The organism is Cobetia sp. LC6, assembly GCF_030264805.1.
Lineage (GTDB): Bacteria > Pseudomonadota > Gammaproteobacteria > Pseudomonadales > Halomonadaceae > Cobetia.
The window spans coordinates 114251-139917 of the sequence record NZ_JASSPL010000006.1 but is presented as its reverse complement, the minus strand read 5'-3'; the positions used below and the strand labels follow the sequence as shown (position 1 = coordinate 139917).

General features: G+C 63.8%; 23 protein-coding genes. 6 read left to right on the top strand and 17 right to left on the bottom strand.

Translation table 11 applies throughout. The features are described from left to right. The first annotated feature begins 19 nt into the window (after positions 1-19). Both QQF40_RS09365 and folM read left to right on the top strand, forming a co-directional pair. Complete coding sequence (locus tag QQF40_RS09365) at positions 20-814, top strand: FAD-binding oxidoreductase (protein WP_175089659.1); 795 nt, start codon at positions 20-22, stop codon at positions 812-814. Positions 815-847: 33 nt separating this feature from the next. Next, complete coding sequence (gene folM / locus QQF40_RS09360) at positions 848-1528, top strand: dihydromonapterin reductase (protein ID WP_352230732.1); 681 nt, start codon at positions 848-850, stop codon at positions 1526-1528. Positions 1529-1751: 223 nt separating this feature from the next. On the opposite strand, the gene QQF40_RS09355 is transcribed toward folM, so the two are convergent. Beyond that, a complete protein-coding gene (locus tag QQF40_RS09355; RefSeq protein WP_175089657.1) occupies positions 1752-2462 on the bottom strand; it encodes an anti-sigma factor in 711 nt (236 codons plus the stop codon). Continuing rightward, positions 2441-2995: a sigma-70 family RNA polymerase sigma factor gene (locus tag QQF40_RS09350; protein ID WP_084207827.1), complete on the bottom strand. Its 555-nt coding sequence runs from the start codon at positions 2993-2995 to the stop codon at positions 2441-2443. Before QQF40_RS09350 ends, QQF40_RS09355 begins: the two co-directional genes overlap by 22 nt. Positions 2996-3720: 725 nt before the next feature. On the opposite strand from QQF40_RS09350, the gene QQF40_RS09345 reads away from it, so the two are divergent. Together QQF40_RS09345 and QQF40_RS09340 are read left to right on the top strand one after the other, a co-directional pair. After that, positions 3721-4881, top strand: coding sequence for a 3-deoxy-7-phosphoheptulonate synthase (locus QQF40_RS09345; RefSeq protein WP_285461158.1), 1161 nt, complete (start codon positions 3721-3723; stop codon positions 4879-4881). A 277-nt stretch (positions 4882-5158) separates the two neighbouring features. Then, the gene (locus tag QQF40_RS09340) at positions 5159-7300 is read left to right on the top strand and encodes a PhoX family protein (RefSeq protein WP_285461157.1); all 2142 of its coding nucleotides are present in this window, start codon (positions 5159-5161) and stop codon (positions 7298-7300) included. Positions 7301-7514: 214 nt separating this feature from the next. Here the strand turns inward: QQF40_RS09340 and ppk1 are convergent, their stop codons facing one another. Both ppk1 and hemB read right to left on the bottom strand, forming a co-directional pair. Beyond that, complete coding sequence (gene ppk1 / locus QQF40_RS09335; protein ID WP_285461156.1) at positions 7515-9800, bottom strand: polyphosphate kinase 1; 2286 nt, start codon at positions 9798-9800, stop codon at positions 7515-7517. Between the two features lie 48 nt (positions 9801-9848). Continuing rightward, on the bottom strand, positions 9849-10868 hold the full coding sequence (hemB, locus tag QQF40_RS09330) for a porphobilinogen synthase (protein ID WP_285461155.1): 1020 nt from the start codon (positions 10866-10868) through the stop codon (positions 9849-9851). A 444-nt stretch (positions 10869-11312) separates the two neighbouring features. Between hemB and elbB the strand changes: the two genes are divergently transcribed. Then, positions 11313-11993, top strand: coding sequence for an isoprenoid biosynthesis glyoxalase ElbB (gene elbB / locus QQF40_RS09325; protein ID WP_285461154.1), 681 nt, complete (start codon positions 11313-11315; stop codon positions 11991-11993). Positions 11994-12186: 193 nt separating this feature from the next. Here the strand turns inward: elbB and tatC are convergent, their stop codons facing one another. The 13 genes from tatC to QQF40_RS09260 all read right to left on the bottom strand — a co-directional run bounded on the left by tatC (position 12187) and on the right by QQF40_RS09260 (position 25208). Beyond that, a complete protein-coding gene (gene tatC / locus QQF40_RS09320; protein ID WP_175089651.1) occupies positions 12187-12978 on the bottom strand; it encodes a twin-arginine translocase subunit TatC in 792 nt (263 codons plus the stop codon). Continuing rightward, positions 12978-13376: a Sec-independent protein translocase protein TatB gene (gene tatB / locus QQF40_RS09315; RefSeq protein WP_285461153.1), complete on the bottom strand. Its 399-nt coding sequence runs from the start codon at positions 13374-13376 to the stop codon at positions 12978-12980. Before tatB ends, tatC begins: the two co-directional genes overlap by 1 nt. Before the next feature lie 5 nt (positions 13377-13381). Next, entirely contained in the window at positions 13382-13636 is a 255-nt protein-coding gene (gene tatA / locus QQF40_RS09310; protein ID WP_043332981.1) for a Sec-independent protein translocase subunit TatA, read from the bottom strand. 109 nt (positions 13637-13745) lie between these two features. Next, positions 13746-14081 carry a phosphoribosyl-ATP diphosphatase gene (locus QQF40_RS09305; protein WP_175089649.1) on the bottom strand — a complete coding sequence of 112 codons (336 nt, stop codon included), beginning with the start codon at positions 14079-14081 and terminating at the stop codon, positions 13746-13748. A 202-nt stretch (positions 14082-14283) separates the two neighbouring features. Next, positions 14284-15912, bottom strand: a complete 1629-nt coding sequence (gene ubiB / locus QQF40_RS09300; RefSeq protein ID WP_285461152.1) for a ubiquinone biosynthesis regulatory protein kinase UbiB — start codon at positions 15910-15912, stop codon at positions 14284-14286. Continuing rightward, a complete protein-coding gene (locus tag QQF40_RS09295) occupies positions 15909-16577 on the bottom strand; it encodes a ubiquinone biosynthesis accessory factor UbiJ (protein WP_175089647.1) in 669 nt (222 codons plus the stop codon). The genes ubiB and QQF40_RS09295 overlap by 4 nt, the downstream gene beginning before the upstream one ends. A gap of 7 nt (positions 16578-16584) precedes the next feature. Then, entirely contained in the window at positions 16585-17331 is a 747-nt protein-coding gene (ubiE, locus tag QQF40_RS09290) for a bifunctional demethylmenaquinone methyltransferase/2-methoxy-6-polyprenyl-1,4-benzoquinol methylase UbiE (RefSeq protein WP_285461151.1), read from the bottom strand. 147 nt (positions 17332-17478) lie between these two features. After that, entirely contained in the window at positions 17479-17838 is a 360-nt protein-coding gene (locus tag QQF40_RS09285) for a gamma-butyrobetaine hydroxylase family protein (protein WP_043333080.1), read from the bottom strand. Between the two features lie 336 nt (positions 17839-18174). Continuing rightward, positions 18175-19500, bottom strand: a complete 1326-nt coding sequence (gene hslU / locus QQF40_RS09280) for an ATP-dependent protease ATPase subunit HslU (protein ID WP_043332972.1) — start codon at positions 19498-19500, stop codon at positions 18175-18177. A gap of 1 nt (position 19501) precedes the next feature. Further along, the gene (gene hslV / locus QQF40_RS09275; RefSeq protein ID WP_043332970.1) at positions 19502-20023 is read right to left on the bottom strand and encodes an ATP-dependent protease subunit HslV; all 522 of its coding nucleotides are present in this window, start codon (positions 20021-20023) and stop codon (positions 19502-19504) included. 331 nt (positions 20024-20354) lie between these two features. Continuing rightward, the gene (locus QQF40_RS09270) at positions 20355-21020 is read right to left on the bottom strand and encodes an SPOR domain-containing protein (protein ID WP_175089644.1); all 666 of its coding nucleotides are present in this window, start codon (positions 21018-21020) and stop codon (positions 20355-20357) included. 3 nt (positions 21021-21023) lie between these two features. Further along, positions 21024-22709 carry an arginine--tRNA ligase gene (gene argS / locus QQF40_RS09265; protein ID WP_285461150.1) on the bottom strand — a complete coding sequence of 562 codons (1686 nt, stop codon included), beginning with the start codon at positions 22707-22709 and terminating at the stop codon, positions 21024-21026. 240 nt (positions 22710-22949) lie between these two features. Continuing rightward, a complete protein-coding gene (locus QQF40_RS09260; protein ID WP_285461149.1) occupies positions 22950-25208 on the bottom strand; it encodes a primosomal protein N' in 2259 nt (752 codons plus the stop codon). Between the two features lie 240 nt (positions 25209-25448). Here QQF40_RS09260 and rpmE point away from each other — a divergent pair, with 240 nt between their 5' ends. Further along, complete coding sequence (gene rpmE / locus QQF40_RS09255; RefSeq protein WP_054556509.1) at positions 25449-25661, top strand: 50S ribosomal protein L31; 213 nt, start codon at positions 25449-25451, stop codon at positions 25659-25661. Positions 25662-25667 lie beyond the last annotated feature (6 nt).

Below are 25667 nucleotides of genomic sequence, written 5' to 3'. Positions count from 1 at the left end.
CAGATAACAAGAGGATACGATGACGGCGCGGACCCTGACCTGTCATGTCGAGAGTGTGGAAGATCTGACCCCGGACGTGTTTCGTGTGCGCTTCGCCGCACGTCCCGAGGCCCTGGCGCACGCGCCGGGCCAGTATCTCGAGATGAAGCTCGATGACACCACCTGGGTACCGTTCTCCATCGCCAATGCCGCCAGTGGTGATGGCGTGCTGGAGCTGCATATCCAGCATTGGCCGGAGCGCAGCAATTCCGCGCGCCTGCGCAGCCTGCTGGTCGCGGCCAATCAACTTGAGCTACGCCTGCCCAGCGGCGAATGCGTGCTGGACCTCGACGACCCCAGCCCCATCGTGCTGATCTGTGCCGGCACCGGATTCTCGCAGATGCACGCCATGCTGCAGGCGGCGTTTGCACGTGGCCTGTCCCAGCCCATCGAACTGTGGTGGGCAGCGCGCGAGCGGCGTGATCTGTATCTGGAGAGCGCGGCGCTCAACTGGGCCGCCAGTCAGCCCAATTTCCGCTATTTTCCGGTGCTGGAAGAAGCGCCGGAAGTCGGCGATGCCCATCATCGCGCGCTGGAAGCGGCCGGTGTCGAGGCCGCTTTCAATGGTCATCTGGGACGTATCGACGAGGTGCTGCGCGAGCACGCGGGCAGCATGGCGGGCAAGCGCGTCTATCTGTCCGGCTCGCCGGGCATGGTCTATGCCTGTGTCGATGCGCTGACGCCATTGGGTGTCGAGGCCAGCGCGCTGAGCTCCGATGTGTTCAGCTATGCGCCACGCGAGCCGCTGCTGGACCCGGCTCTGGTCTCTGCCTGAAGTAGCCTGACCTTGCCTGAAGGAGTCGAGTGAATGAGTCAGTCTCCGATACTGATCACGGGTGGCGCTCAGCGCCTGGGGCGTTACTGTGCCGAGCGATTGGTCGATGATGGTCATCCGGTCATCATCAGTTATCGACGCGAGCGGGAAGAGCTCGACGCCCTGCGCGCACTGGGCATTCGCACCGTGCAGGCGGATTTCTCCAGCGAGACAGGCATCCAGGCCTTCATCGCGGCGATTCGTGAGCTGACGCCGACCCTGCGGGCCATCGTGCACAATGCCGGCGATTGGGCACCGGATGGCGACGGCGAGGGGCAGGGCGAGCTGTTCGAGCACCTGTTCCGTGTCCATATGCAGGCGCCGTACCTGATCAATCTGGCGCTGCGCGATCTGCTGGAAGCTGGAATCGAGCCGCAGGCGGACGTCGTCCACATGAGTGATTTCGTGGTCCAGAAGGGCTCGCGCAAGCATGCGGCCTACGCGGCCAGCAAGGCGGGGCTCGAGAACCTGACCTTGTCGTTTGCGTCGATGTTCGCGCCACGCATCCAGGTCAACACCATCGCGCCGGCGCTGATCATGCTGCGCCCTGACGATGATGACGACTATGCCGAGCGTGCGCGAGCCAAGTCGTTGATGCAGCCGAGCCAAGTCGTTGATGCAGCAGGTACCGGGGCCTGGCGTCATCTGGCAGGCACTGCGCTATCTGCTGGATAGTCCCTATGTCACGGGCACGACCCTGCCGGTGGATGGTGGCCGCCACCTGCGCTGATAGCTTCTGTCAGCGGGTCTTTCGGTTATCGCTTTTGACTTCCGAGGCATGACATTCGAGATCTGAGCACAGCACGAAAAAAGCCCCCGCTGAAAAGCGGGGGCTTTTTTTTCGTTGCTGCGACCGTTGTTGCGATCGCTGTCACGACATTCTGCACTGGCGAAGCGCTTACAGGATGTGGCGGCCTTCGACCGGCGTCAGTTGACCCTTCTTGAGGGTCGGGCCCATCTGGTTGCCGGAGGGGGCACCCTGCGGGTTTTCCAGAGTGATCACCAGGTCGCTGTCAGGGAAGGCAGCCAGATACTCCTTGGGCACCTCGACCTTCATGGTGCCGGAATGCGGCAGGATGCCCAGTGACATCGGCTCCTTGCCATCCTTGGCCATCAGCCACAGCTCGCAGACCTTGCCTGGGGCCGGTGCTTCGGGCCTGACGGCCTGCACCATCATCTCGCCCGAGTGGGAGGCGTTGACGATCCAGCCGGGGCTGCTGTCAGAATTGTTGACCACGAACACGTAGTCGCTCTCCATGCCCGCGTTGTGCCCCAGGCTGAAGGTCAGGGTGACTGCCAGTGCCAGGCTGAAGGCCGTGGCGGTCATGCCCTGCCATAGGCCCAGACGACGCCACCAGGGCTGACGGGCAGTGCCGGTCGCCTCGGCGATGCCTTGCCAGACATGGGCCGGTGGCGTGACGGGGGGAAGCTGTTCATTGAACACGTTGAGATGCTCGCGCCAGCGCTCCACATCACGTTGCAGGTCGTGGCTGACGGCCAGCAGTGACTCGAATGCCGCGCGCTCGTCGCGTGTCAATGTGCCGAGCGCATACTCGCCCGCTGCGGCTTCGCGCAGTTCCGGGTCGCTCAGATCAAATGACTCATGCATGTCTTCAACCTCTCGAGTCCACGACGGACCCAGCTCTTGACGGTGCCCAAGGGCTGGTCCAGTTGATTGGCCAGATCCTGGTGGGTAAGACCTTCGAAATAGGCCAGTTCCAGGGCACGGCGTTGATCGTCATTCAGCTCGGCCAGGCACTGATGGAGTTCACCACTGTGCTGGGCCAGGTCGACATCTGCCTCGATATCACTCCGCCCCGGCATGGCGGCGATCAATTCATCGCTGTCATGCTCGCTGGGTCGCTGTCGACGTATCCAGTCGATGGCGATGTTGCGGGTCATGGTGCCGAGCCAGGTCATCGGGCGGGCGCGGCCGGCGTCATATTGACCGGCGGCGGCCCATACCCGGATGTAGACCTGCTGAAGACAATCCTGCGCGGATGCCTCATGTCTCAAGATACGCAGCAACTGAGCGTATAGATGCGCACTGGTTGCTCGATAGAGCCGATCCAGTGCCTTGGCATCCTGCCGGGCGCATCCCGACAGATACTCTATCAGTGCATCATTTCGGGAATCCTGCATGCATGCATTCCAAGCTGTGGGCGCGGTGTCAGGCACCGCTGGACGAATGCGTGTTGCCGATCATGTTGATCGACAACCAAAGATTATACTGATGCCACTTCAGGCTGATAGCCCTTCTTTATGCGTGCGGACAACGGTTTGTTGCCGGTTCACGCTTGCGCAGGACGATCTGGAGTGCAAGGATAGGTCTATCACCTTTTTCATCGTCACCACTGGATATCGGCCCGACCCATGAATCAGACCACCAGCCACCGCTCGTTGACTGTCGCTGCCTGCCCTTCGGGCCAGGTCGTGACGGCTGCGTGTGCGGACGGCTATTGGTATTGGTTTACACAGGGGCGCGCCTGAGGTCACGGCGCGCCTGTCTCGTACGGGCTGCCACCACCTTGAAGAACCCCCGGTCGCAGCCACGGCCGGGGGTTCTTGCGTTTCGGGCCTTGCGAAATCCATGACGAGGCATGTCACCCTAACGTGCCGACAATGATTGCAGCATGAATGACGAGAGGAATGACCATGCGCACCACTATCCTGACTACCCGCTTTTCACTTGCCTCCGCTCGGGTCGTGCATGGTTATTGGCGCTGGCGATTTAGCGGCGTCCTGCCTCTTTCCGCTGTCACCGCGGGGCAGGGCGAGCAATACCGGGGTGACGATTCGCGAAGTCCCTGTCTGTCAGAATGAATATTGCGTGATGAAGCCGAGGCTTCATTACAGGAGAGAAGACCATGAACGCCAGCCTTGAACGCGTGTTGACCGCAAGCCCGCACGCTGCCGACGCCACTGTTGATCCCTTGACTGCCGAGAACGCCACCGTGACCCGCTCTGATGCCGCCCAGACTCCGACCACACCCGGACGCATCAGTCGTGAAGCCCTGCCCAGTGCCAGCGAATTGCGCGAGCAGCTGCCGGTGGACGCCGACTTGGCCGGCCAGATTCGCCAGCATCGCGATGAGATCAATGCCATTCTCGCCGGCGACGATGATCGTCTGCTGGTGGTGGTCGGGCCGTGCTCCATCCATGATCTCAAGGCCGCGCGTGAGTACGCCCAGCGCCTGGCGGTGATCGAGCCGCAGGTGCGTGATCGCCTCAAGCTGGTGATGCGTGTCTATGTCGAGAAGCCGCGCACCACGGTGGGCTGGAAGGGGCTGGCCTATGATCCGCATCTGGATGGCAGCGATGACATGGCCACCGGCCTGCGTCAGGCGCGCGAGCTGATGCGCGAGATCAACCAGCTGGGCCTGCCGGTGGCGACGGAGCTGCTGCAGCCGCTGACCGCCGCTTACCTGGAAGACCTGCTCGGCTGGGCAGCCATCGGTGCCCGCACCACTGAGTCGCAGATCCATCGCGAGATGGCCTCCGGCCTCGGCTGTGCCGTGGGGTTCAAGAACGGCACTGACGGAGGCGTCGAGGTCGCCGTGCAGGCCATCGGAGCGGCGGCGCATGGGCATCGCCACTTCGGCATGGATGACAGTGGGCGTCCGGCGCTGATCGAGACCGCGGGCAATCCGCATACCCATGTGGTGCTGCGCGGCGGTCATGGCCAGCCCAACTATGACGCCGCCTCGGTGGCCGCCTGCCTGCGTGAGCTGGAAGGCGCTGGCCTGACGCCGCGCCTGATGGTCGATTGCAGTCACGCCAACTCCCGCAAGGACCACCGCCGCCAGAGTGAGGTGATGCTGGATGTGCTCTCTCAGCGTCTGGCGGGGGATGATGCCTTGATCGGCGTGATGCTCGAGAGTCACCTCAATGAAGGCAAGCAGGCCTTGCCGGCAGCGGAGAAGCTCTCCCAGCTGCGTCATGGCGTGTCCGTCACCGATGCCTGCCTGGGCTGGGAAACTACCGAGCATTTGCTGAACCTGGCCGCCGAGCGCCTGCGCGAGGCCTGATGCAAGGCTCTATACATCAGGTCTCGGACGCCAGGCCCGCGCCTCGTCGGGAGGATGACGACGCGCTTGTCTGATAATTGCTGAATTTGTCGGCTTGTCTCCTGAAGCCCCTGCGCCCAACGGTCGAAAGGCCGTTGGGCGCTGTCGTCTATCGTCGCTGTTGTCCCTTCGTCACGGAATTGTCATCGGGCTCGCGTATCACTCTTGTTGCCTTCGGCATGCACTTGCGGGGCATGCCTGAACAGAACAACCCGAAACCTGACTACGGTGAAGCGACATGAGCAAGGAAATCGAAGACCATCGCCTGCTTAATCCCAGCAGCAACGAGATATTCTCATCTGTCATCGAGCGACACATCTCGCGTCGTCGTGTCTTGCAGGGTGGCCTTGGCATGGCGGCTGCCAGCATGCTGGGTGGTTTCGGTCTTGCGGGGCTGAGCACCACGGCCAACGCCGCCAGCAACGAAGCGGGCAAGAAGACGCCGCTGGCGCTGGCATTCGAGTCCATCAAGGGGTCACGCACGGATGCCGTCGTGGTTCCCAAGGGATATACCGCACAGGTGCTGGCGCCGTGGGGCACACCGCTCAATGCCAAGGCACCCGAGTGGAGCAAGGATTTGGCGATGACGCCGGAGATCCAGCTCAACACCGTCGGCATGCATCACGATGGCATGCACAACTTCGCCTTGAGCGACGACACGGCCTCCAGCAACTTCCTGCTGGTCATGAACAACGAATACATCGATCAGGATGCTCTGTGGGCGCCCAAGGGCGGCGCGACCAATGCGGATTCCGGCAAGCGCCCGGTCGATGAAGTGCGCACCGAGATCAACGCCCACGGCGTGACAATCGTCGAGGTCAGGAAGGACAGCAACGGCAAGTGGGAAGTGGTGGGTGATTCGCGCTACAACCGTCGCTACACCAGCGCCAGTGAAATGAAGCTGAGCGGCCCGGTGGCGGGAAGCGATTACGTCAAGACAGCCTTCTCGCCGGATGGCATGCGCACCCGTGGTACCAACAACAACTGCGCCAACGGCTACACCCCGTGGGGCACCTACCTGACCTGCGAAGAGAACTGGCCGGGTTACTTCGTCAAGCGCAGCGATCGTCAGCTCGATGACAACCGTATCGGCATCGAGACCGAGCGTGGCCGCTATGGCTGGGAGACTGCCGCTGGAGATGCCAGTGAAGTCGAAGGCGAATTCGCGCGTTTCGACAACACGCCGACGGCAGACAGCGCCGACAAGGATTACCGCAACGAACCGCGGACCTTCGGTTATATCGTCGAGATCGACCCCTACACCGGCGAGCAGGCCATCAAGCGCACCGCGCTGGGCCGCTTCCGTCACGAAGGCTGCTGGCCGGGCAAGCTGGTCGAGGGGGAGCCGGTGGTCTTCTACTCCGGTCACGATTCGCGCAACGAGTACATCTACAAGTTCGTGTCAGACGCCAAGTGGGACGCCGCTGATTCGCGTGGCGCCGGTGACTTCAAGGACCGCCTGGCGATCGGCGACAAGTACCTGGACAAAGGCACGCTGTATGTCGCCCAGTTCTCCGCCGATGGCACCGGCAAGTGGCTCAAGCTGACGCCGGAGGCCGTGACCAGGGATGGCCGCACCCTGGCCGAGGCTCTGGGGCTGGCGGCCGATGACCTGGCCGGTATCATCATCCATACCGTGGACGCGGCGGATCTGATGGGCGCCACGCCGATGGACCGCCCGGAGTGGGGCGCCGTCGACCCGGCTTCCGGTGAGGTCTACATGACACTGACCAACAATTCCAAGCGCACCGAAGAGGGGACCGCGGCTGCCTTCACCAATGACGGCAAGGCCATCGAGGAGCCGGGAGTCGGTTACAGGACGGCGCCGACCAATGCCGCCAATCCGCGCGGTGACAACGAGGCGGGACAGATCATCCGCTGGCGCGAGGCAGGGGATCACACCGCCTTCGATTGGGAGATCTTCGTGTTCGGTGCAGCGGCCAGTGATGCCGACAATCTGTCCGGCCTGACCGAGATGAATGAATTCGCCAGTCCGGATGGCCTCTACTTCGACGAACGTGAGGACGAGCAGGGCATCCTGTGGATCCAGACGGACAACGGCTACGCCGGTGTGGCGGATGCCACCAATGACCAGGTGTTGGCCGTCGTGCCGGCCACGCTTCAGCAGGCTGAAGGGGATGCTGCCGTGATCGGTGCCGATAACCAGGCACACCTCAAGCGCTTCGCGGTTGGCCCGAACGGCTGTGAAGTGACCGGCATCTTCGCGACCCCTGACAGGACGGCGTTGTTCGTCAATATCCAACATCCCGGCAACTGGCCGCAGAGTATGGATGCGACTGCCGAAACTGACGGCAGTGTGCGCCCGCGCGCCGCGACCGTCGTCATCCAGCGGGAAGATGGTGGCAAGATCGGCGTCTGATACCCGTGACTGATCCGATGTGAAAGCGAAGCCCCCGTATCGATGATACGGGGGCTTCTTGCATGCGTCTGATCGTCGGTCCCGCCTTGCACAGCCTTGGGGGGATCAGAAGGAGGAGCAACGACAACGGCCCTCCACGCAAGCGTGAGGGCCGAGAGTTCAGTTGGCCGTGTGTGCTGCTACCTGAGGGGGGGCTGGCGTGAGCAAGTCGTGATCAGGCCTTGGCAGCGTAGGCGAACAGCAGGGTTTCCTGCACGCTGATCGGCTCCGCGTCGCCGGCATCCAGCTGGGTGTAGTGACCATCGCTTTCCAGGCGCCAGCTCTGGCAGTTGTCGACCAGGTAGGTGTCCAGGTCCTTGCGGATACGCTGGGCCAGCTTCTTGTCGAGCAGCGGGAAGCAGGTCTCGACACGATGGAACATGTTGCGTTCCATGTAATCCGCACTGGAGCACCAGGTTTCCGGCTGACCGGCATTGTGGAAGTGGAAGGTGCGCGTGTGCTCGAGGAAGCGACCGATCACCGAGCGTACGCGGATGTTGTCGGAAATCCCCGGCACACCCGGACGCAGACAGCAGACGCCGCGAATGATCAGGTCACACTGCACGCCAGCACGCGAGGCACGGTAGAGGGCGCGAATCAGCTTGGGCTCGGTCAGTGAATTGCATTTGACGATGATGTGGGCTCGCTTGCCTTTCTCGGCGTTGCGCGCTTCACGGTCGATCATCTCCACCATGCGCTCATGTAGCGTGAAGGGGGCGTGCAGCAGCTTCTCGATATCGCGCTGCTTGCCCATGCCGGTCAGCTGCTGGAAGACCTTGTGGACGTCCTCGCACAGTGTCTCGTTGGCGGTCAGCAGGCTGTAATCGGTATAGAGACGCGCCGTCTTGGCATGGTAGTTACCGGTGCCCAGGTGCGCGTAGTGACGCAGCTCGCCGTGTTCACGTCGCACGATATGCAGCATCTTGGCGTGGGTCTTGTAGGCCATCACGCCGTAGATGACGATGGCGCCGGCTTCCTGCAGGCGTGAGGCCAGCTGCAGATTGTCGGCCTCATCGAAGCGCGCCCGCAGCTCGATCACCACGGTGATTTCCTTGCCCTGACGTGCGGCTTCCACCAGCGAGGAGACGATGTTGGAGTCGGCGCCGGTGCGATAGAGGGTCTGCTTTATGGCCAGCACGTTCGGGTCGCGCGCCGCCTCGGCGAGCAGGTTCTCGACCGGGGAAAAGGACTGGAAGGGGTGATGCAGCAGGATGTCCTCGCGACGGATCGCATCGAACAGGCTGTTGTCGCCCTTGAGCGCCTTGGGGATGCCCGGGGTGAACGGGGCATAGAGCAGGTCCTCGCGGCCCACGTCGCCGATGACTTCCATCAGGCGGTTGAGGTTGACCGGGCCCTTGACCTGATAGAGGTCGCGTGCCTCCAGATCGAACTGCTTGAGCAGGAAGGTATAGAGCGCTTCCGGGCAGTTGTCGGCCACCTCGAGACGCACCCCATCGCCGTAGCGGCGCGCCAGCAGCTCGCCACGCAGCGCGGAGGCCAGGTCGGAGACATCCTCGGCATCCACCGAGAGATCGGCGTTGCGGGTCAGGCGGAACTGATAGCAGCCCTTGATCTTCATGCCCGGGAACAGCTCCTGAGCATGAGCGTGGATCATCGAGGACAGGAAGACGTATTCGGTGTAACCCGGTTCGACGAGGCCATCCGGGATGCGGATCAGGCGCGGCAGCGAGCGCGGGGCCGGCAGGATGGCCAGGCCACCTTCACGACCGAAGGCATCCTTGCCTTCCAGTTCGACGATGAAGTTGAGGCTCTTGTTGACCAGGCGCGGGAACGGGTGCGACGGGTCGAGACCGATCGGGCTGATGACCGGCTGGATCTCTTCCTCGAAGTAATCGCGTACCCAGGCCTTCTGCGCGTCGTTCCATTGATTGCGGCGACGGAAGCGGATGTGCTGCTCTTCCAGCGCGGGGATCAGGTCCTCGTTGAGCATGCGGTACTGGCGTTCGACCTGCTCATGCGTGATGCGGGAGACCTCATCGAGCACCTTGCTCGGCAGCATCCCGTCACAGCCGGGGTCGGTACGATCGAAGGCGATCTGATGCTTGAGGCCCGCCACGCGAATCTCGAAGAACTCGTCCATGTTGGACGTGAAGATCAGCAGGAACATCAAGCGGTTGAGCAGCGGATGCGAGGTATCCTTGGCCTGTTCGAGTACGCGGATGTTGAACTGCAGGTTGGACAGCTCGCGATTGAAGTACAGCGCCGGATCGGCGAGGTCGGCCTCGGGGGAGGGAGTGGCCTTGGCATGGATACCGGTACGCGTCCGGTTGACGCGCAGGGGCAGTGGTTCCTGAGCCGGCGGCTCATCCGCCACCAGCTCGATCTCGCCTTCCCGTGGAATGGATGCTGCCTTGGGGGCAGCATCCCTGTCGCGGCTGTCAGCGACTCCCGGCAGGGCCGCCGTGGTGTTGTCGGTATCTTGCTTGGGCGTCTGTTCCATCATCAACTCCATGATCCCGGTCAGCCGCTTCCGCAATGGCCGGGGTTGTCAAAGGCGGTTTTTCTCCGCCAGCAGTTCCGCGGCCCGGCGGGCAAAATAGGTGAGAATGCCGTCGGCACCCGCACGCTTGAAGCACATCAATGATTCGAGAATGACCTTGTCGGCGTCCAGCCAGCCGTTCTGGAAGGCGGCCATGTGCATGGCGTACTCGCCGCTGACCTGGTAGGCGAAGGTCGGCACTTCCAGTTCGCGCTTCACACGCGTTACCACATCAAGATAGGGCATGCCCGGCTTGACCATCACCATGTCAGCGCCCTCGGCGATGTCCATCGCCACCTCATGCAGGGCTTCGTCGCTGTTGGCCGGGTCCATCTGGTAGGTCTGCTTGTCGGCCTTGCCCAGATTGCCGCTCGAACCGACTGCGTCACGGAACGGGCCGTAGTAGTTGGAGGCGTACTTGGCCGAGTAGGCCATGATGCGCGTGTTGATCAGACCTTCCTGTTCCAGCATGGCGCGGATGGAGCCGATGCGGCCGTCCATCATGTCGGAGGGCGCGATGACATCGGCACCGGCTTCCGCGTGTGACAGCGCCTGCTTGATCAAGGTCTCGACGGTGCGGTCGTTGAGCACGTAGCCGTCTTCGTCGAGGATGCCGTCCTGACCGTGAACGGTGTAGGGATCGAGCGCGACATCCGTGATGACGCCCAGCTCCGGCAATGCTTCCTTCAAGGCGCGCACGCAACGCTGCACCAGGCCGTTGGCGTTGTAGGATTCTTCGGCATACAGCGTCTTGGCCTCGGCATCGACCACCGGGAAGAGTGCGATGGCCGGCACGCCCAGCGCGTGGACGGCGCGGCATTCTTCGACCATGAGGTCGATGGACAGGCGCTCGACGCCCGGCATGCTGGGCACGGTTTCACGACGCTGGGAGCCTTCGAGAACGAAGACCGGCAGGATCAGATCATCAGCCGTCAGCTGATTTTCACGCATCAGCCGGCGAGAGAAGTCGTCCTTGCGCATACGGCGCATACGAGTCGCAGGAAACTGGCGCGGGGTACGTTGGCTCAAGAAATGCTCTCCGGATCAGAGGCTCCGGTTCCGTGAGGGACGCTGGAAGTCTAGGTCTATCATGTTTCAATGATATGACAGATCAGGCAGCACCCCCAGCACCGAAGGCGATGGGGTTGGCCGGGCAAGTAGCGGCACGGATCATTCGAGTATATCAGTGCAGACACGCCACGGCAGGGCATGGCATGGGACAGGGTGTCGCGTCCCGTGCATGGCCATCTTGCCCGCTCGCCCCCTGCCACGCCCTTGAGGTGTGGCTATGTCGCCCATAGTCTTGGGGCATCGGAGTGACGACTTCCCACCCTGTGGGGGCTGCAGGGACGGCATGCTCTTGCCCGCAGGCACCCTCTCATATGAGGCTTGCCTGATGCTGATTCCTGTACGACTCTGTCACTTCTGACCTGCCGGCAGTCGCCGGGCAGTTCACCGTCAATGGAGTAACACATGACCAAGCAGGTAGCCCTGATCCTTTCCGGTTGCGGTGTCTTCGATGGCTCCGAGATCTATGAAACTACCCTGACGCTGCTGCGTCTCGATCAGCTGGGCATTGCCTATGAGTGCTTTGCACCGGATGTCGCGCAGCATCACGTGATCAATCATGGCACTGGCGACGAGATGGAGGAGACCCGCAACGTGCTGGTCGAGTCCGCACGTCTGGCACGTGGCAAGGTGCGCCCGCTGGAAGAGTTGTCTGCAGACGACTTCGATGCGCTGATCCTGCCCGGTGGCTTCGGCGCCGCCAAGAATCTGTGTGACTTTGCCGTCAAGGGAGAGGACCTCGAACTCGTCGCTGGCCTGCAGGAAGCCGTGCAGCCCTTCCATGCGGCCGGCAAGCCGATCGGCGTGATGTGCATCGCGCCGGTGATGGTGCCCAAGCTGCTGGGTGAGGGCATCTCGGTCACCATCGGCAACGATGCCAGTATCTCAGGGGCGATCAGTGCCCAGGGTGGCCTGCACAAGAGCTGCGAGGTGACGGGCATCGTCGTCGATGCCGCCAACCGTGTCGTCACCACCCCGGCCTATTTGCTGGCGGAGCGTATCAGCGAAGCGGCCCAGGGCATCTTCAAGCTGGTCGAGCGCATCGATAGCTGGATCGAGGACGACAAGGCGCGTGCCGCCGACTAGGACTGATTTCGACACGCCGGTGCATGTGTCGTGATAGCGCGCGCCTGCTGCGAGCAAGTCCCTTGAATACACAAGGCCTCCAGAAACAGAAAGCCCCGCCGGAGACTCGGCGGGGCTTTCTGTTTTGGTGCTCTATTCTGGTGCCCAGTTCCAGGACCCGCATTATTGGAAACACGATTGCAGGCAGCTGCGTTCAGGGCGTTTCCTGCGATGCCTCATCGTCCGAGGCCGCACGACGGCGCTTGAAGAGGCGCGAGGCCAGAATGCCGACCTCGAACAGCAGCCACATCGGAATCGCCAGCAGGGACTGCGAGATCACATCCGGCGGTGTCAGCAGCATGCCCACCACGAAGCAGGCGATCACGATATAGGGGCGCTTCTTGCTCAGCGCCTCCACCGTGGTCGCGCCGGTCCAGATCAGCAGGAAGGTGGCGATGGGAATCTCGAAGGCGACCCCGAAGGCGAAGAACAGCTTGAGGACAAAATTCAGGTACTGATTGATGTCCGTCATGATCGCCACGTTCTCGGGGCCCGTGGTGGTGAAGAACTGGAACAGCAGCGGGAAGACGACATAGTAGGCGAAGGCCGCACCGGCATAGAACAGCAGGATGCTGGAAGCCAGCAGCGGCAGCGCCAACGCCTTCTCGTTTTCATAGAGGCCCGGCGCGATGAACGCCCAGGCCTGATAGAGCACGGCGGGAATTGCCAAGAACAGCGCCACCACCAATGTCAGCTTGAAGGGCGCCAGGAAGGGCGAGGCCACTTCGGTGGCGATCATCTGCGACCCCGGTGGCAGCAAGGCCATCAGCGGTTCGGCGACATACAGGTAGATCTGGTTGGAGAAGCCGTACAACGCGGCGAAGACCACCAGCACCACCAGGGTGGCGCGCAGCAAGCGCGAGCGTAGCTCGATCAGGTGTTCGATGAGCGGCGCGTGAGCAGCGCCGCCCTGACCACCTGATGGTGAGGCATGTGGATCACTCATCAGGAACGTGGCTCTCGTGATTCACGGGTGTCGGAAGCAGTGCTCGGCTCAGTGGCCGGCGCACCATTCTCGGCAGGGCGGGGGCTGGGTTCAGCGCCGGAAGCGCCTGCATCGCGGGGCGAGCTGGACTCGGTGATGCCGAGCTCGACATCGCGTGCCTCGTTGCGCGCATGAGCGAGCGTCTCATCGAGCTGCTTCTTCTGCTCGTTGAGCGTCTGACGCAGTTCCTCGGCTTCCAGCTGGGCACTGATTTCCTGCTGAATGCCCGAGACACTGCGCTTGATGCGTCCCAGCCACAGACCCGCAGTGCGGGCGGCCCGGGGCAGACGCTCCGGGCCGAGCACGATCAGCGCCAGCAGCGCGATCAATGCCAGTTCAAAAAAGCCGATATCGAACATGCGGGTTACGAGCGCTTGTCAGCGGTATCGCGGCTCTCGGCCTCGACATCGATGGTGTCGCCACGCTTTTCCTCATGCGCGACCTTCTGCTGGGCAGTCGGCTCGTCGCTCTTCTTCTCTTCTTCCTTCATCGCGCCCTTGAAGCCCTTCACGGCACCGCCGAGATCAGAGCCGACGTTGCGCAGCTTCTTGGTTCCGAAGATCAGGATGATGATGCCGAGCACGATGAGAAGCTGCCAGATACTGATGCCACCTAACATGGGGAATTCTCCATTTGGGCCGCTGACACCGGGTCATTGGGCCTTGAGACTTGCAGGGTGCTGGCACCTCTGCCGGAAAGCCGGCTTGCGCCGGAAGAATACGGGTCCTTCACTGGCCGCGAGCGGCCTTTTCATCATGGCCGGAAACACCGAAGCGGCGCGCCAGCTCATCCAGCACTTCCTGATGATCCAGCCCCAGATGTGACAGCATGACCAATGAATGGAACCACAGGTCAGCGGTCTCACCGATCACGGCACGCTGCGAGTCCACGTCGTCGTGAGCGAAATCCTTGGCGGCCAGTACGGTTTCGGTCGCCTCTTCGCCAATCTTCTCCAGTACCTTGTTGAGGCCCTTGTGGTGCAGGCTCGCGACATAGGAGGAGGTCGGGTCAGCGTCGCGCCGTTCTGCCAGTACCCCTGACAGACGGTTGAGAATATCACTCATGAATCATCATTCCTGAAAGCTTGGGTCTTGCGTTAAATCATCGAGTTCTGCGCTGACGGCACGCCTTGCACGGCAAACGGCACGGCGTGGGCAGGCGACTAAGGATGCAAGTGTTATGTGTCATTCATATTGCACTGCGTCCCATGGGGCGGCAAGTTTCGTTGCGCGCCGGGCCAGACCGGCCATCATGACTGCCTGCGGGCTAGCGCCACAGCAATAACACGATTCCCAGTCCCGCGCCCACCAGTACTGCCACGGGCTGGGTCTCCGCCCAGGCCATCAGGGGCTGCCAGCCGAAGGCACCGGCCACCAGCAGCAGGCCCGCACGCAGTCGCCAGCTGGTGCTCGAAGCGTGGTTGACCCGGTCGCGCAGTGTGGTGATGGCCTCTGTCTGACGCTGACGGGCGCGATGCTCGTCCTCGATGCGTTCCATGGCCTGGAAGGCCATCGCCGGCAGCTGTGGCAGCTGATGCGACAGCTCCGGTGCCTGCTTGACCATCTCGGCCCAGAACGCCTTGGGGCCGGCGCGCTCTTTCATCCAGCGTTCCAGATAGGGGCGGGCGGTGGCCCACAGGTCGAGGTCCGGATACAGCTGGCGGCCGAGGCCCTCGATGTTGAGCAGGGTCTTCTGCAACAACACCAGCTGTGGCTGGACTTCCATGTTGAAGCGGCGCGCGGTCTGGAACAGCCCCAGCAGGACCTGGCCGAAGCTGATGTCCTTGAGCGGCTTCTCGAGAATCGGTTCGCAGACGGCGCGGATGGCGGCGGCGAATTCGTTGGCGCGCGTGCCTTCGCCGACCCAGCCGGACTCGATGTGCAGCGCCGCGACCTCGTAGTAATCCTGGCGGAAGAAGGCCAGCAGGTTGCGGGCCAGATAGTCCTGGTCCTCGCGGGTCAGGCTGCCGACGATGCCGCAGTCGATGGCGATGAACTGCGGGTCGTGCGGGTTCTCGCGCGAGACGAAGATGTTGCCGGGGTGCATGTCGGCGTGGAAGAAGTTGTCGCGGAATACCTGGGTGAAGAAGATCTCCACGCCGCGCTCGGCCAGCTTCCTGAGGTCGGTGCCCTGCGCGGTCAGCTCCTCGATATCGGCGACCGGGATGCCGCGGATACGTTCCTGCACCATCACGCGGCGGCGCGTCAGTGGCCAGTGGATGGCCGGGACGTAGAGCAACGGCGAGTCGAGGAAGTTGCGCTTGAGCTGGGAGGTGTTGGCGGCCTCCTTGTGCATGTCGAGCTCGTCGAACAGCGTCGCTTCGTAGTCGGCGACGACTTCGACCGGGCGCAGGCGACGGGCTTCCGGCGAGACCTTCATCAACAGTCGCGCGAACAGGTAGAGCAGGCCGATGTCCTTGCGCATCACTTCCTCGATGCGCGGCCGGATGACCTTGACCACCACATCCGAGCCATCGTGCAGGCGTGCGGCATGTACCTGAGCGATGGAGGCCGACGCCAGGGGCTGGGCCTCGAATTCGGCGAAGGCTTCGTCGACCGACATCTCGAGTTCCTGCTCGACCAGCTCCCGTGCGACCTGGTTCTCGAACGGCGGCACCTGATCCTGCAGGCGCTTGAGTTCGTCGGCGATGTCCGGCGGCAGCAGGTCGCGGCGTGTCGAGAGCATCTGGCCGAACTTGATGAAGATCGGGCCGAGGGCCTCGAGCGCCAGGCGCAGACGCTCGCCACGCGTGCGTCTGCCGATGGGGAACAGATGCAGCGGAGACAGCTTGAGCAGCGGGCGCAGCAGGGCCGGTACGCGCCCCGGTGGCACCAGGTCGTCGAGGCGGTAGCGGGCGATGACCCACAGGATGCTCAGCAGGCGATAGAGTCTCACGACGGCTGGCACTCCCGCTCGGCAGGTTGATGAGAGGTGGCGGCCTCGAGATGACGGCGCAGCCGCGCCAGACGCGCTTCGGTGCGATCCAGACACTGGGTCAGCTCGGTCAGCTCGTCGCGCGCGACCCGCATCTGCGCCTGGCCGGGCAGCCAGCGCGCCTCCTCGGTGAGGTACTCGCGCAGGTCCAGCTCCAGCTCGCGGCGGCTGATCAGGCCGAAGCGCCCGAGGCTGCGCAGGCCGTTGGCCAGGCTATGGCCGGGGGCTTCGCCGAACCACTCACTGAGCGCGCCTTCCCAGTCCAGGTCGAGGTCCATCACCAGGTCACGGGCGCTTTCCAGCAGATGGATGCGGCCACGCACGGCGAGGCGGCCCTCGAACATCAGACGCTCGATGGATTCACCGGACAGCAGGGCGGCGGCGGTCTCCATGTCGAGCTCCACCACCACATCGCCATCGCTCTCGTTGGCCTGGGGCAGGCGCAACAGGTGCAGGCCCTGCAGGTCGAAATGCACCAGCAGGTCAAAGGCGGGGCGTTCGACACGCACCAGCAGGCGTCGGCCTGCCAGTGCATTCAGGCGCGACGTCGAGGCCGGGTCGCGAGCAAGCAGCTGATTCAGCGTCCGCTCAGCGGTCGCCAACAGCAGGGGGGTCAGCAATGCCATGACAGCCTCAGAGCTTGATACCGCGGTGCAACGCGACGATGCCGCCCGTCAGGTTGGTGTACTCGACGCGCTCGAGACCGGCCTCTTCCATCATGCCGGCCAGCGTCTTCTGGTCGGGGTGCATGCGGATGGACTCGGCCAGGTAGCGGTAGGAGTCGGCGTCGCCGGCGACCATCTCGCCCATCTTCGGCAGTAGCCGGAAGCTGTACTGGTCATAGGCGGTGGAGAGCAGCGGATTGACCGGCTTGGAGAATTCCAGCACCAGCAGACGGCCGCCCGGCTTGAGGATGCGTTGCATGGAGCGCAGGGCCTTGGCCTGGTCGGTGACGTTGCGCAGCCCGAAGGCGATGGTGATGATGTCGAAGGTGTTGTCCGGGAAGGGCAGGACTTCGGCGTTGGCCTGCACGTATTCGACGTTGCCGCCGACGCCACGGTCGAGCAGCTTGTCGCGGCCGACGTTGAGCATCGAGGCATTGATGTCGGCGAGCACCACGCGGCCTTTCGGGCCGACCAGACGCGAGAACTTCAGCGTCAGGTCACCGGTGCCGCCGGCGATGTCCAGCACCGACTGGCCGGGGCGGGCGCCGGCACGCTCCAGGGTGATGCGCTTCCACAGACGGTGGATGCCGAACGACATCAGGTCATTCATCACGTCGTACTTGGCGGCGACACTGTGGAAGACGTCCGCGACGCGGCCTGCCTTCTCGTCCACGGCAACTTCCTGATAACCGAAGTGAGTCGTACGCTTGTCCATGACTTCCCCTGTTGTGACGCCGCCGTGGCGACGTCAGCACAATATGGTGAGCTTTCGCAGTGGCTCGATTGTAACCGCTGGCCAGCGGGCTGTCTTTTGGCAAGACGTCGACTCGGACATCTTGCCGCGCCCAGTGGCAACAGTGGCTTACAGCTGGTTAAGCGGAATGCCCAGTGGCTCGCGCGAGGCGCCGGCCTCTTCCAGCTGGCGCAGGTAGTAGGCCCACATGGCGTCGCGGCGATTGGCCAGTTCCCACAGGTATTCCCAGGTATACAGGCCGCTGTCATGGCCATCATCGAAGTGCAGCTTCAGCGCGTAGCGGCCGCTCTGGGTGATGTTGGTCAGCCCGACGTAGCGCATGCCGACCTGCAGGGTTTCCTGGCCGACGCCGTGGCCACGCACTTCCGCCGACGGCGACATCACGCGCAGGAATTCGGTGCTCAGGCGGAAGCTCTGGCCATCGGCGTAGCCCAGTTCCAGTTCGCGCTCTGACTTGTGGTAGTGCACGCGCGTCGGTACCGGGGCCTCTTCGCCATCACGGGCATGGCGCTCGTTGAGGCGGTAGTCGCGCTGCTGGCCGCTGCTATCAGCGTCGTGGGACGCGGCGGCGTCCCTGGGGGTATCGTGGCTCATCGGGGGATCCTCGGGCTTGCATGCCGCGCGGTGGCGCAGGGCGGCATGGCGAAGGCAGATAGGCGTCGAGCGCGGCGCTTGGCCGGTCGATGTGTCTTGTGCGCATGATGCACTGACGCCCGATCCGGGCCAAGCCGGATCGGGCGTCAGAAGTCCCCTCAGGAACGGAGCTGGCTTCCATGAGGGGCTGTCAGGCGCGTGAGCGTGTCGTCAGAGGATGTAGCGCGACAGGTCTTCATCACGCGCCAGATCACCCAGACGGGCATCGACGTAGGCGGCATCGACCTTGAGTTCACCGGGCTGATCGCCACCCTCGTAGGAGATCTCTTCCAGCAGACGCTCCATCACGGTGTGCAGACGGCGGGCGCCGATGTTCTCGGTGCCTTCGTTGACCTGGTAGGCGATCTGGGCGATGCGCTCGATGGCATCGTCCGCGAAGCTCAGCTCGACGCCTTCGGTCGCCAGCAAGGCCTTGTATTGACGGATCAGGGCGGCGGACGGCTCGGTCAGGATGCGCTTGAAGTCTTCCGGCGTCAGAGCGTTGAGCTCGACACGGATCGGCAGACGGCCCTGCAGCTCCGGAATCATGTCCGACGGCTTGGACAGGTGGAAGGCACCGGAGGCGATGAACAGGATGTGGTCGGTCTTGACCATGCCGTGCTTGGTGGAGACGGTGGAGCCTTCGATCAGCGGCAGCAGATCGCGTTGCACGCCCTCACGGGACACATCGCCGCCACTGCCGGATTCGCCACGCTTGGCGACCTTGTCGATCTCGTCGAGGAAGACGATGCCGTTCTGTTCGACGGCCTCGATGGCACGGCTCTTGAGGTCTTCATCGCTGACCATTCTGGCCGCTTCTTCCTCGTGAACCAGCTTGAGCGCTTCCTTGACGGTGATGCGACGGCTCTCTTTCTGCTGCTTGCCCATGTTGGAGAACATGGACTGCAGCTGGCTGGTCATCTCTTCCATCCCCGGCGGGGTGGCGAAATCGAGACTCTGGCTGGCCGGGCTCAGCTCGATATCGATTTCCTTGTCATCCAGCTGACCTTCGCGCAGCTTCTTGCGGAACATCTGGCGCGTGCTGCTGTTGTTGGCGGCAGCGTCGTACTCTTCGCCACGCACACGCGGCAGCAGGGCGTCGAGGATGCGCTCTTCGGCGGCATCTTCGGCCTTGTCGCGCACTTCCTTCATGGCGTCTTCGCGCACCAGCTTCATCGCGACCTCGACCAGGTCGCGGATGATGGATTCCACGTCACGGCCGACGTAGCCGACCTCGGTGAACTTGGTCGCCTCGATCTTGAGGAAGGGCGCGCCGGCCAGCTTGGCCAGGCGACGGGCGATCTCGGTCTTGCCGACACCGGTCGGGCCGATCATCAGGATGTTCTTCGGCGTGACTTCCGGACGCAGATCGTCATCGAGCTGCATGCGGCGCCAGCGGTTGCGCATGGCAACTGCCACGGCGCGCTTGGCTTCAGGTTGGCCGACGATGTGCTGGTCGAGGGCGTTGACGATTTCCTTCGGGGTCATCTGGGACATCTCAGGACAGCTCCTCGATGATGGCATTGTGGTTGGTGAAGACGCAGATATCGGCCGCGATGGAGATGGACTTCTCGGTGATCTCGCGGGCGGAAAGCTCGGTATTCTCGATCAGGGCGCGGGCAGCGGCCTCGGCGTAGTTGCCGCCGGAGCCGATGGCCAGCACGCCGTGCTCGGGCTCGACCACGTCACCATTGCCGGTGATGATCAGGGAGGCATGCTTGTCGGCGACCACCAGCATGGCCTCAAGCTTGCGCAGGGCGCGGTCTGAGCGCCACTCCTTGGCAAGCTCCACGGCGGACTTCACCAGCTGGCCCTGATACTTCTCGAGCTGAGCTTCGAAGCGTTCGAACAGCGTGAAGGCATCGGCGGTACCACCGGCGAAACCGGCCAGTACCTGATTGCGATACAGACGACGCACCTTGGCGGCGTTGCCTTTCATGACAGTGTTGCCAAGGGATACCTGGCCGTCACCAGCCAGGGCGACCTGGCCGTTGCGACGCACGGAGACGATCGTGGTCATGGATAACTCCTGAGAGAGCATGCCGGCGATTGGAATAAGGTGAACGGGGCCGGGCATGGCATTTCTGGGCAGACGAGGTCGTGGCCTCGTCGCGTAAAACGGGTGGTGATCGTCAGCCTGGCGCTTGCCACTGCTTGCCGCGATCCTGCGCCGCCTGACGGGCGGCACGCGGGCCTGATATCTCACCGGAATGCTGTAGATGGGGGCGCCGATACGGGTTTCAAGTCATCGGCGACTCAGCGTTGACTGCGACCGGCCCTGGTCTGCGCCCTCATGCAACGGGCCCGCTCAAAAATGAGCGGGCCCGTCTGTCGCAAGGCTCACGCCTGGCTTACTGCAGCTTGATCAACAAGGGCTCGATGCCCTGGGTGTTCATCAGGTCCTGGGCGCGATTGAGCTCGCGGGTGTCCTTGTAGGGGCCGACCTGCACCCGGTGCCAGACAGTGCCGCCGGAGGCATTGACGTCACTGACCTTGGCCAGCAGGCCAAGGTCCTTGAGCTTGCCGGCCAGCTTCCTGGCATCGCTCATCTCGCGGAAGGACGCCGCCTGCAACATGTAGTTGGTCAGCGAGGCCTCGGACTTCTTGGTGCTCTCGGCGCTGCCCGGACGCGGCGTGGACTTGTACTCATCCACCTTGGGCGCGATCACCTCGGTTTCCGGCAGCAGGGTGTAGAACTCGAAGGTCGGCATGTTGCCGGCGGACTCTTCGGGGGCTTCCTTCTGCTGCTGGTTGCCCTGTCTGGCGGTCTGCTGCCCGCTCTGTTGTCCGTTCTGCTGCCCGCTCTGCTGAGTGTTGGCCTTGGGAACGATGGCCGCGACCGGCAGACGCGGAGCCTGTTTCTCGAAGTACTGCGCGAGAGCGAAGCCGGCGATCAGACCGATGATGCCCCACAGCCAGCCGGGCAGTCCACGGCTCTGGCTTGCAGCGGGTTGCCGACGGGGGCTCGCCCCCTGACGGGAGGCGGGCTTCTTGTTGGCGGGGCGGCGAGCAGCCATGGCTTACATCTCCTCGGGAGCGCTGACACCCAGCAGGGCCAGGCCGTTGCGGATGACCTGTGCGGTCGCCAGACCCAGCGCCATGCGCGCATTGCGGGTCGCGTCGTCCTCGACCATCACCTTCACCGCGTTGTAGCAGGTGTGGAAGTCGGAGGAGAGGTCCTGCAGGTACTGGGCGACCTGCTGCGGCTCGCGCACCTTGGCGGCGTGGGCGACGACGTCCGGGAACTGCGCCATGCGATTCATCACGGCCTTTTCCTGGTCGCTGGTCAGCAGGCTGAGCTGCGCCATGGCCAGGGCTTCGTCGAAGGGCTTTTCTTCGCGCTTGGCCTTGCGCAGCACGCTGTGCACGCGGGCGTGAGCGTACTGGATGTAGTAGACCGGGTTGTCGTTGGACTGGGAGCGCGCCAGGTCGATGTCGAAGGTCAGCTGGGAGTCGGCGCGACGTGCTGCCAGGAAGTAGCGGGTCGCGTCGCGGCCGACTTCCTCGATCAGATCGCGCAGGGTCACGTAGCTGCCGGCACGCTTGGACAGCTTCACTTCCTCGCCGGAGCGCATCACGGTGACCATCTGGTGAAGCACGTAGTCCGGCCAGCCCTTGGGGATGTCCGCCTGCAGGGCCTGCAGTCCGGCACGCACGCGGGTCACGGTGGAGTGGTGATCGGCACCCTGCTCGTTGATGACCTGGGTGAAGCCACGCTGCCACTTGTCGAGGTGGTAGGCGACGTCGGGCAGGAAGTAGGTGTAACCGCCGTCACGCTTGCGCATCACGCGGTCCTTGTCATCACCGAAGTCGGTGGTGCGCAGCCACAGGGCACCATCGTCTTCATAGGTGTAGCCGTTGTCGACCAGGCGCTTGACGGTCTCTTCGACCTTGCCGTCACGGTATAGCGAGGACTCGAGGAAGTAGACATCGAATTCGACGCCGAAGGCCTTGAGATCGAGATCCTGTTCATGGCGCAGGTAGGCGACGGCGAAGACGCGGATGGCCTCCAGGTCATCGGGGTCCGCGGCGCCGGTCACCTGCTTGCCATCGGCTTCGACGGTGTCGCCGGCCATGTAGGAGGCGGCCAGTTCGCTGATGTAGTCACCGCGATAGCCATCGGCCGGCCAGCTGGCGTCATCCGGGCCCAGGCCCTTGGCGCGTGCCTGGACGGAGAGTGCCAGATTGTTGATCTGGGCGCCGGCGTCGTTGTAGTAGAACTCGCGGGTGACATCGTGGCCGGTGGCGGCCAGCAGGCGGCACAGCACGTCGCCGACTGCGGCACCGCGGCCGTGACCGACGTGCAGCGGACCGGTCGGGTTGGCGGAGACGAACTCGACCTGCACCTTCTCGCCGGCACCCACGTCGCTGTGACCGAAGCTGTCGCTTTCGCTGAAGATGCGACGCACGATGTCGGCTACCGCACCAGTGTCAGCGAAGAAGTTCAGGAAGCCGGGGCCGGCGATCTCGACCTTGGAGACGGCATCGGAGGCCGGCAGCGCCGCGATCAGCTTCTCGGCCAGATCGCGCGGCTTCATGCCGGCGGCCTTGGACGTCATCATCGCCAGATTGCTGGCGTAGTCGCCGTGGCTCTTGTCCTTGGTCGGGTCGACCTTGATCTGCGGGCTGGCGTCGGCGGGCAGGGTGCCGTCGGCCTTGAGGGTTTCCAGGGCCTGGCCCAGCAGTTCGATGATCGTCTCTTTCATGGAATATCGGTCTCTTCACGGCTCGGGTCGCACCGCGTGCCATACAGCAGGCGGTTGCAGGCATCAGGCCTGCGGGCAATGGGGGAGTGCGGATGTCGCTGCACGATGGCGGGCATTATCACCGATCCTGGGGCTTGCATAAACCGTCGTGATCAATCGCGCCGTATTCCGCGCCCTGCAGGGATAGTGGTCAGTTCATCGCAAGCGGCGTGCGGGGCTGTCACGCCGCTGACGATGAACTCACGCCATGCCGATGGGATCGACATCCAGCGACCAGCGCAGGCGGCGCGCGTCGCGGTCCTGCTCGCAGAGTGTCACCAGCCAGGCCGCCGCTTCATGCAATGGGCCGCGTTTCGCACAACGCAACAGCAATTGGGCGTGATAGCGATTCTGGCGACGCTCCATCGGCGCGGGCACCGGACCGAGGCAATCCACCTTGAGGTTGGCAGCCTCGAGGTGCTGGCGCAGGGCGCCACCCACCTTCAACAGCCACTGCTCGACCTGCTGCTGGTCGCTGGCCTCGGCGCGCAGCAGCGCCAGATGGCTGAACGGCGGTAGCTGGGCGATGCGGCGCTCCTCGAGCAACTCCTCCGCCAGCTGCGGGTAGCCTGCCTGGATCAGCGTCAGCAGGTTGGGGTCTTCCGGGTGGCGCGTCTGGATCAATACCTCACCGGGGCGCTCGGCGCGTCCGGCACGCCCCGCGACCTGCACCAGCAGCTGTGCGGACTGCTCAAGTGCGCGGAAGTCGGCGGCATAGAGGCCGCTGTCGGCGTTGACCACCACCACCAGGGTGACGTGGGGGAAGTGGTGGCCCTTGGCCAGCATCTGGGTGCCGACCAGCAGGCAGGGTTCACCACGCCGGATCACCGCCAGCGCCTCGCTCATGGCGTCCTTGCGCTGGGTGCTGTCGCGGTCGATGCGCAGCACCGGCACGTCGGGGAATTTCTCGCCGAGCAGCTCTTCGGTACGCTCGGTGCCCGCACCCTGCGGGCGAACGTCGCCACTGCCACAGGCCGGGCAGGCGTCCGGCAGCGGGCGGGTGCGCTCGCAGTGGTGGCAGGTCAGCTGGGGCGGATGACGATGCAGAGTCATGCGGGCATCGCAGTTGTCGCATTCGGCGATCCAGCCGCAGGCATGGCAGGTCAGGGTCGGCGCGAAGCCGCGTCGATTGATGAATACCAGCACCTGATCGCCCTGGGCGAGGCGCTTCTCGATCGCTTCCAGACTCTGGGTCGAGAGACCGCCCAGCGTCATGCGGCCACGCAGGTCGACGGGGTGCAGGCGGGCCGGCTGACTGCGTCCGGCGCGCTTGAGCAGATGCAGATGCGTGAAGCGCCCCTCGCGTGCATGGCGCAGGCTCTCAAGAGACGGCGTGGCGCTGCCGAGCACCACTGGTATGCCTTCCTGCTTGCCGCGCACCAGCGCCAGATCGCGGGCGTGATAGCGCAGGCCGTCCTGTTGCTTGAAGGAGCCGTCGTGCTCCTCATCGACGATGATCACGCCGAGTCTGGCCATCGGCGTGAAGATGGCGGAGCGGGTGCCGATCACGATGCGCGCCCGGCCGCTGCGGGCGGCTTCGAAGCCATCGAGGCGTTCGCCATCGCTGACGCCGGAGTGCAGCATCACCTGCGGCACACGGAAGCGTCTGCGAAAGCGCTCCAGCGTCTGGGGTGTCAGGCCGATCTCGGGCACCAGCACCAGTGCCTGGCCGCCGCGGTCCAGCACCGCCTCGATCAGCTGCAGGTAGACCTCGGTCTTGCCGGAGCCGGTCACGCCCTCCAGCAGTGTGGGTGAGAATTGACTCAGACCGTCGTGCAGACGCGAGAGGGCGCGGCCCTGTTCATCATTGAGGACAAGGTTGGGTTCGGCGAGCACGCCCTTGCTGGCCTGCTCCGGCGTGGCGCCGGTCACCGGCTCCTCGCGGGATTCGATGTAGCCGCGACCGCGCAGGGTTTCCAGCTGCTGGCGGGTGAATCCCTGGGCGGTGATGGCGCTGTGCACCAGGCCATGACGATGCTGAGCGAGCAGCTCCAGCAACGCGATCTGGCGGGTGGCTCGCCCCAGGCTTGCCGGCTCGGTGGCGCGGCCCTTGTCGGTCAGCGTCCAGCGCTCACGGGTACGCGCCTCCAGGGCGCGCCCCTGACGCAGCAGCGAGGGCATCGCCTGGGCGAAGGTATCGCCGAGCGAGTGCTGGTAATAGCGCGCGGTAAACTGACATATCCACAACCAGTCGGCCGGCAGCGGTTCGTCATCGATGACTTCGCTGACAGGCTTGAGCTTGTCGATGGGGAAACTTGAGTCGCTGCGCAGCTCGGCGATCACCCCGACCAGCTGGCGACGCCCGAATTCGACGCGCACGCGCAGGCCCACCTGCCAGCCGTGGCGGGGCGGCTGGCGGGATGGCAGGTAGTCGAACAGATCGCGCAGCGGGCCGGGAATCGCGATGCCCAGCACACGTCCCGGCAGGTGAGTCGCAGTCTTGTCGGTAGTGTCAGGCACGCAAGGTATCCGGATATGAGGTGATATGAGGCGTTCAGTAAAACGGGGATATGCCGTGGCACGCAGTCTACAAGGTGTTGCCCGCGATAAACGGCACAAAGTTTGGTCTTGCGGCAGATGACTGGTAAAATGCGCGGCCTTCCGTCGGAAACGGCGGAATGACCGGTTCAATCCAAAACCCGTGTACGGTGCCTGGCAAGTGATCAGGTGGCGGTGCACAGCGACCTGAGGTTACACATCATGAAACAGGGTATCCATCCGGACTACCAGCGCCAGACCGCAACTTGCTCCTGCGGCGCGCAGCACGAAATCGGTACCACTTCCAAGCAGACTTTCGCGCTTGACGTGTGCTCCGAGTGCCACCCGTTCTACACCGGCAAGCAGAAGCAGGCTACCACCGGTGGTCGCGTCGAGCGCTTCAACAAGCGTTTCGGTGCTGCCATCAAGCGCTGATACCTT

Bases quoted from the DNA above. Each gene is read 5' to 3' on its own strand.
- QQF40_RS09365 (WP_175089659.1), top strand. From the start codon at position 20: ATGACGGCGCGGACCCTGACCTGTCATGTCGAGAGTGTGGAAGATCTG.
- folM (WP_352230732.1), top strand. From the start codon at position 848: ATGAGTCAGTCTCCGATACTGATCACGGGTGGCGCTCAGCGCCTGGGG.
- QQF40_RS09355 (WP_175089657.1), bottom strand. From the start codon at position 2,462: ATGCATGAGTCATTTGATCTGAGCGACCCGGAACTGCGCGAAGCCGCA.
- QQF40_RS09350 (WP_084207827.1), bottom strand. From the start codon at position 2,995: ATGCAGGATTCCCGAAATGATGCACTGATAGAGTATCTGTCGGGATGC.
- QQF40_RS09345 (WP_285461158.1), top strand. From the start codon at position 3,721: ATGAACGCCAGCCTTGAACGCGTGTTGACCGCAAGCCCGCACGCTGCC.
- QQF40_RS09340 (WP_285461157.1), top strand. From the start codon at position 5,159: ATGAGCAAGGAAATCGAAGACCATCGCCTGCTTAATCCCAGCAGCAAC.
- ppk1 (WP_285461156.1), bottom strand. From the start codon at position 9,800: ATGGAACAGACGCCCAAGCAAGATACCGACAACACCACGGCGGCCCTG.
- elbB (WP_285461154.1), top strand. From the start codon at position 11,313: ATGACCAAGCAGGTAGCCCTGATCCTTTCCGGTTGCGGTGTCTTCGAT.
- tatC (WP_175089651.1), bottom strand. From the start codon at position 12,978: ATGAGTGATCCACATGCCTCACCATCAGGTGGTCAGGGCGGCGCTGCT.
- tatB (WP_285461153.1), bottom strand. From the start codon at position 13,376: ATGTTCGATATCGGCTTTTTTGAACTGGCATTGATCGCGCTGCTGGCG.
- tatA (WP_043332981.1), bottom strand. From the start codon at position 13,636: ATGTTAGGTGGCATCAGTATCTGGCAGCTTCTCATCGTGCTCGGCATC.
- QQF40_RS09305 (WP_175089649.1), bottom strand. From the start codon at position 14,081: ATGAGTGATATTCTCAACCGTCTGTCAGGGGTACTGGCAGAACGGCGC.
- QQF40_RS09295 (WP_175089647.1), bottom strand. From the start codon at position 16,577: ATGGCATTGCTGACCCCCCTGCTGTTGGCGACCGCTGAGCGGACGCTG.
- ubiE (WP_285461151.1), bottom strand. From the start codon at position 17,331: ATGGACAAGCGTACGACTCACTTCGGTTATCAGGAAGTTGCCGTGGAC.
- hslU (WP_043332972.1), bottom strand. From the start codon at position 19,500: ATGTCCCAGATGACCCCGAAGGAAATCGTCAACGCCCTCGACCAGCAC.
- hslV (WP_043332970.1), bottom strand. From the start codon at position 20,023: ATGACCACGATCGTCTCCGTGCGTCGCAACGGCCAGGTCGCCCTGGCT.
- QQF40_RS09270 (WP_175089644.1), bottom strand. From the start codon at position 21,020: ATGGCTGCTCGCCGCCCCGCCAACAAGAAGCCCGCCTCCCGTCAGGGG.
- argS (WP_285461150.1), bottom strand. From the start codon at position 22,709: ATGAAAGAGACGATCATCGAACTGCTGGGCCAGGCCCTGGAAACCCTC.
- rpmE (WP_054556509.1), top strand. From the start codon at position 25,449: ATGAAACAGGGTATCCATCCGGACTACCAGCGCCAGACCGCAACTTGC.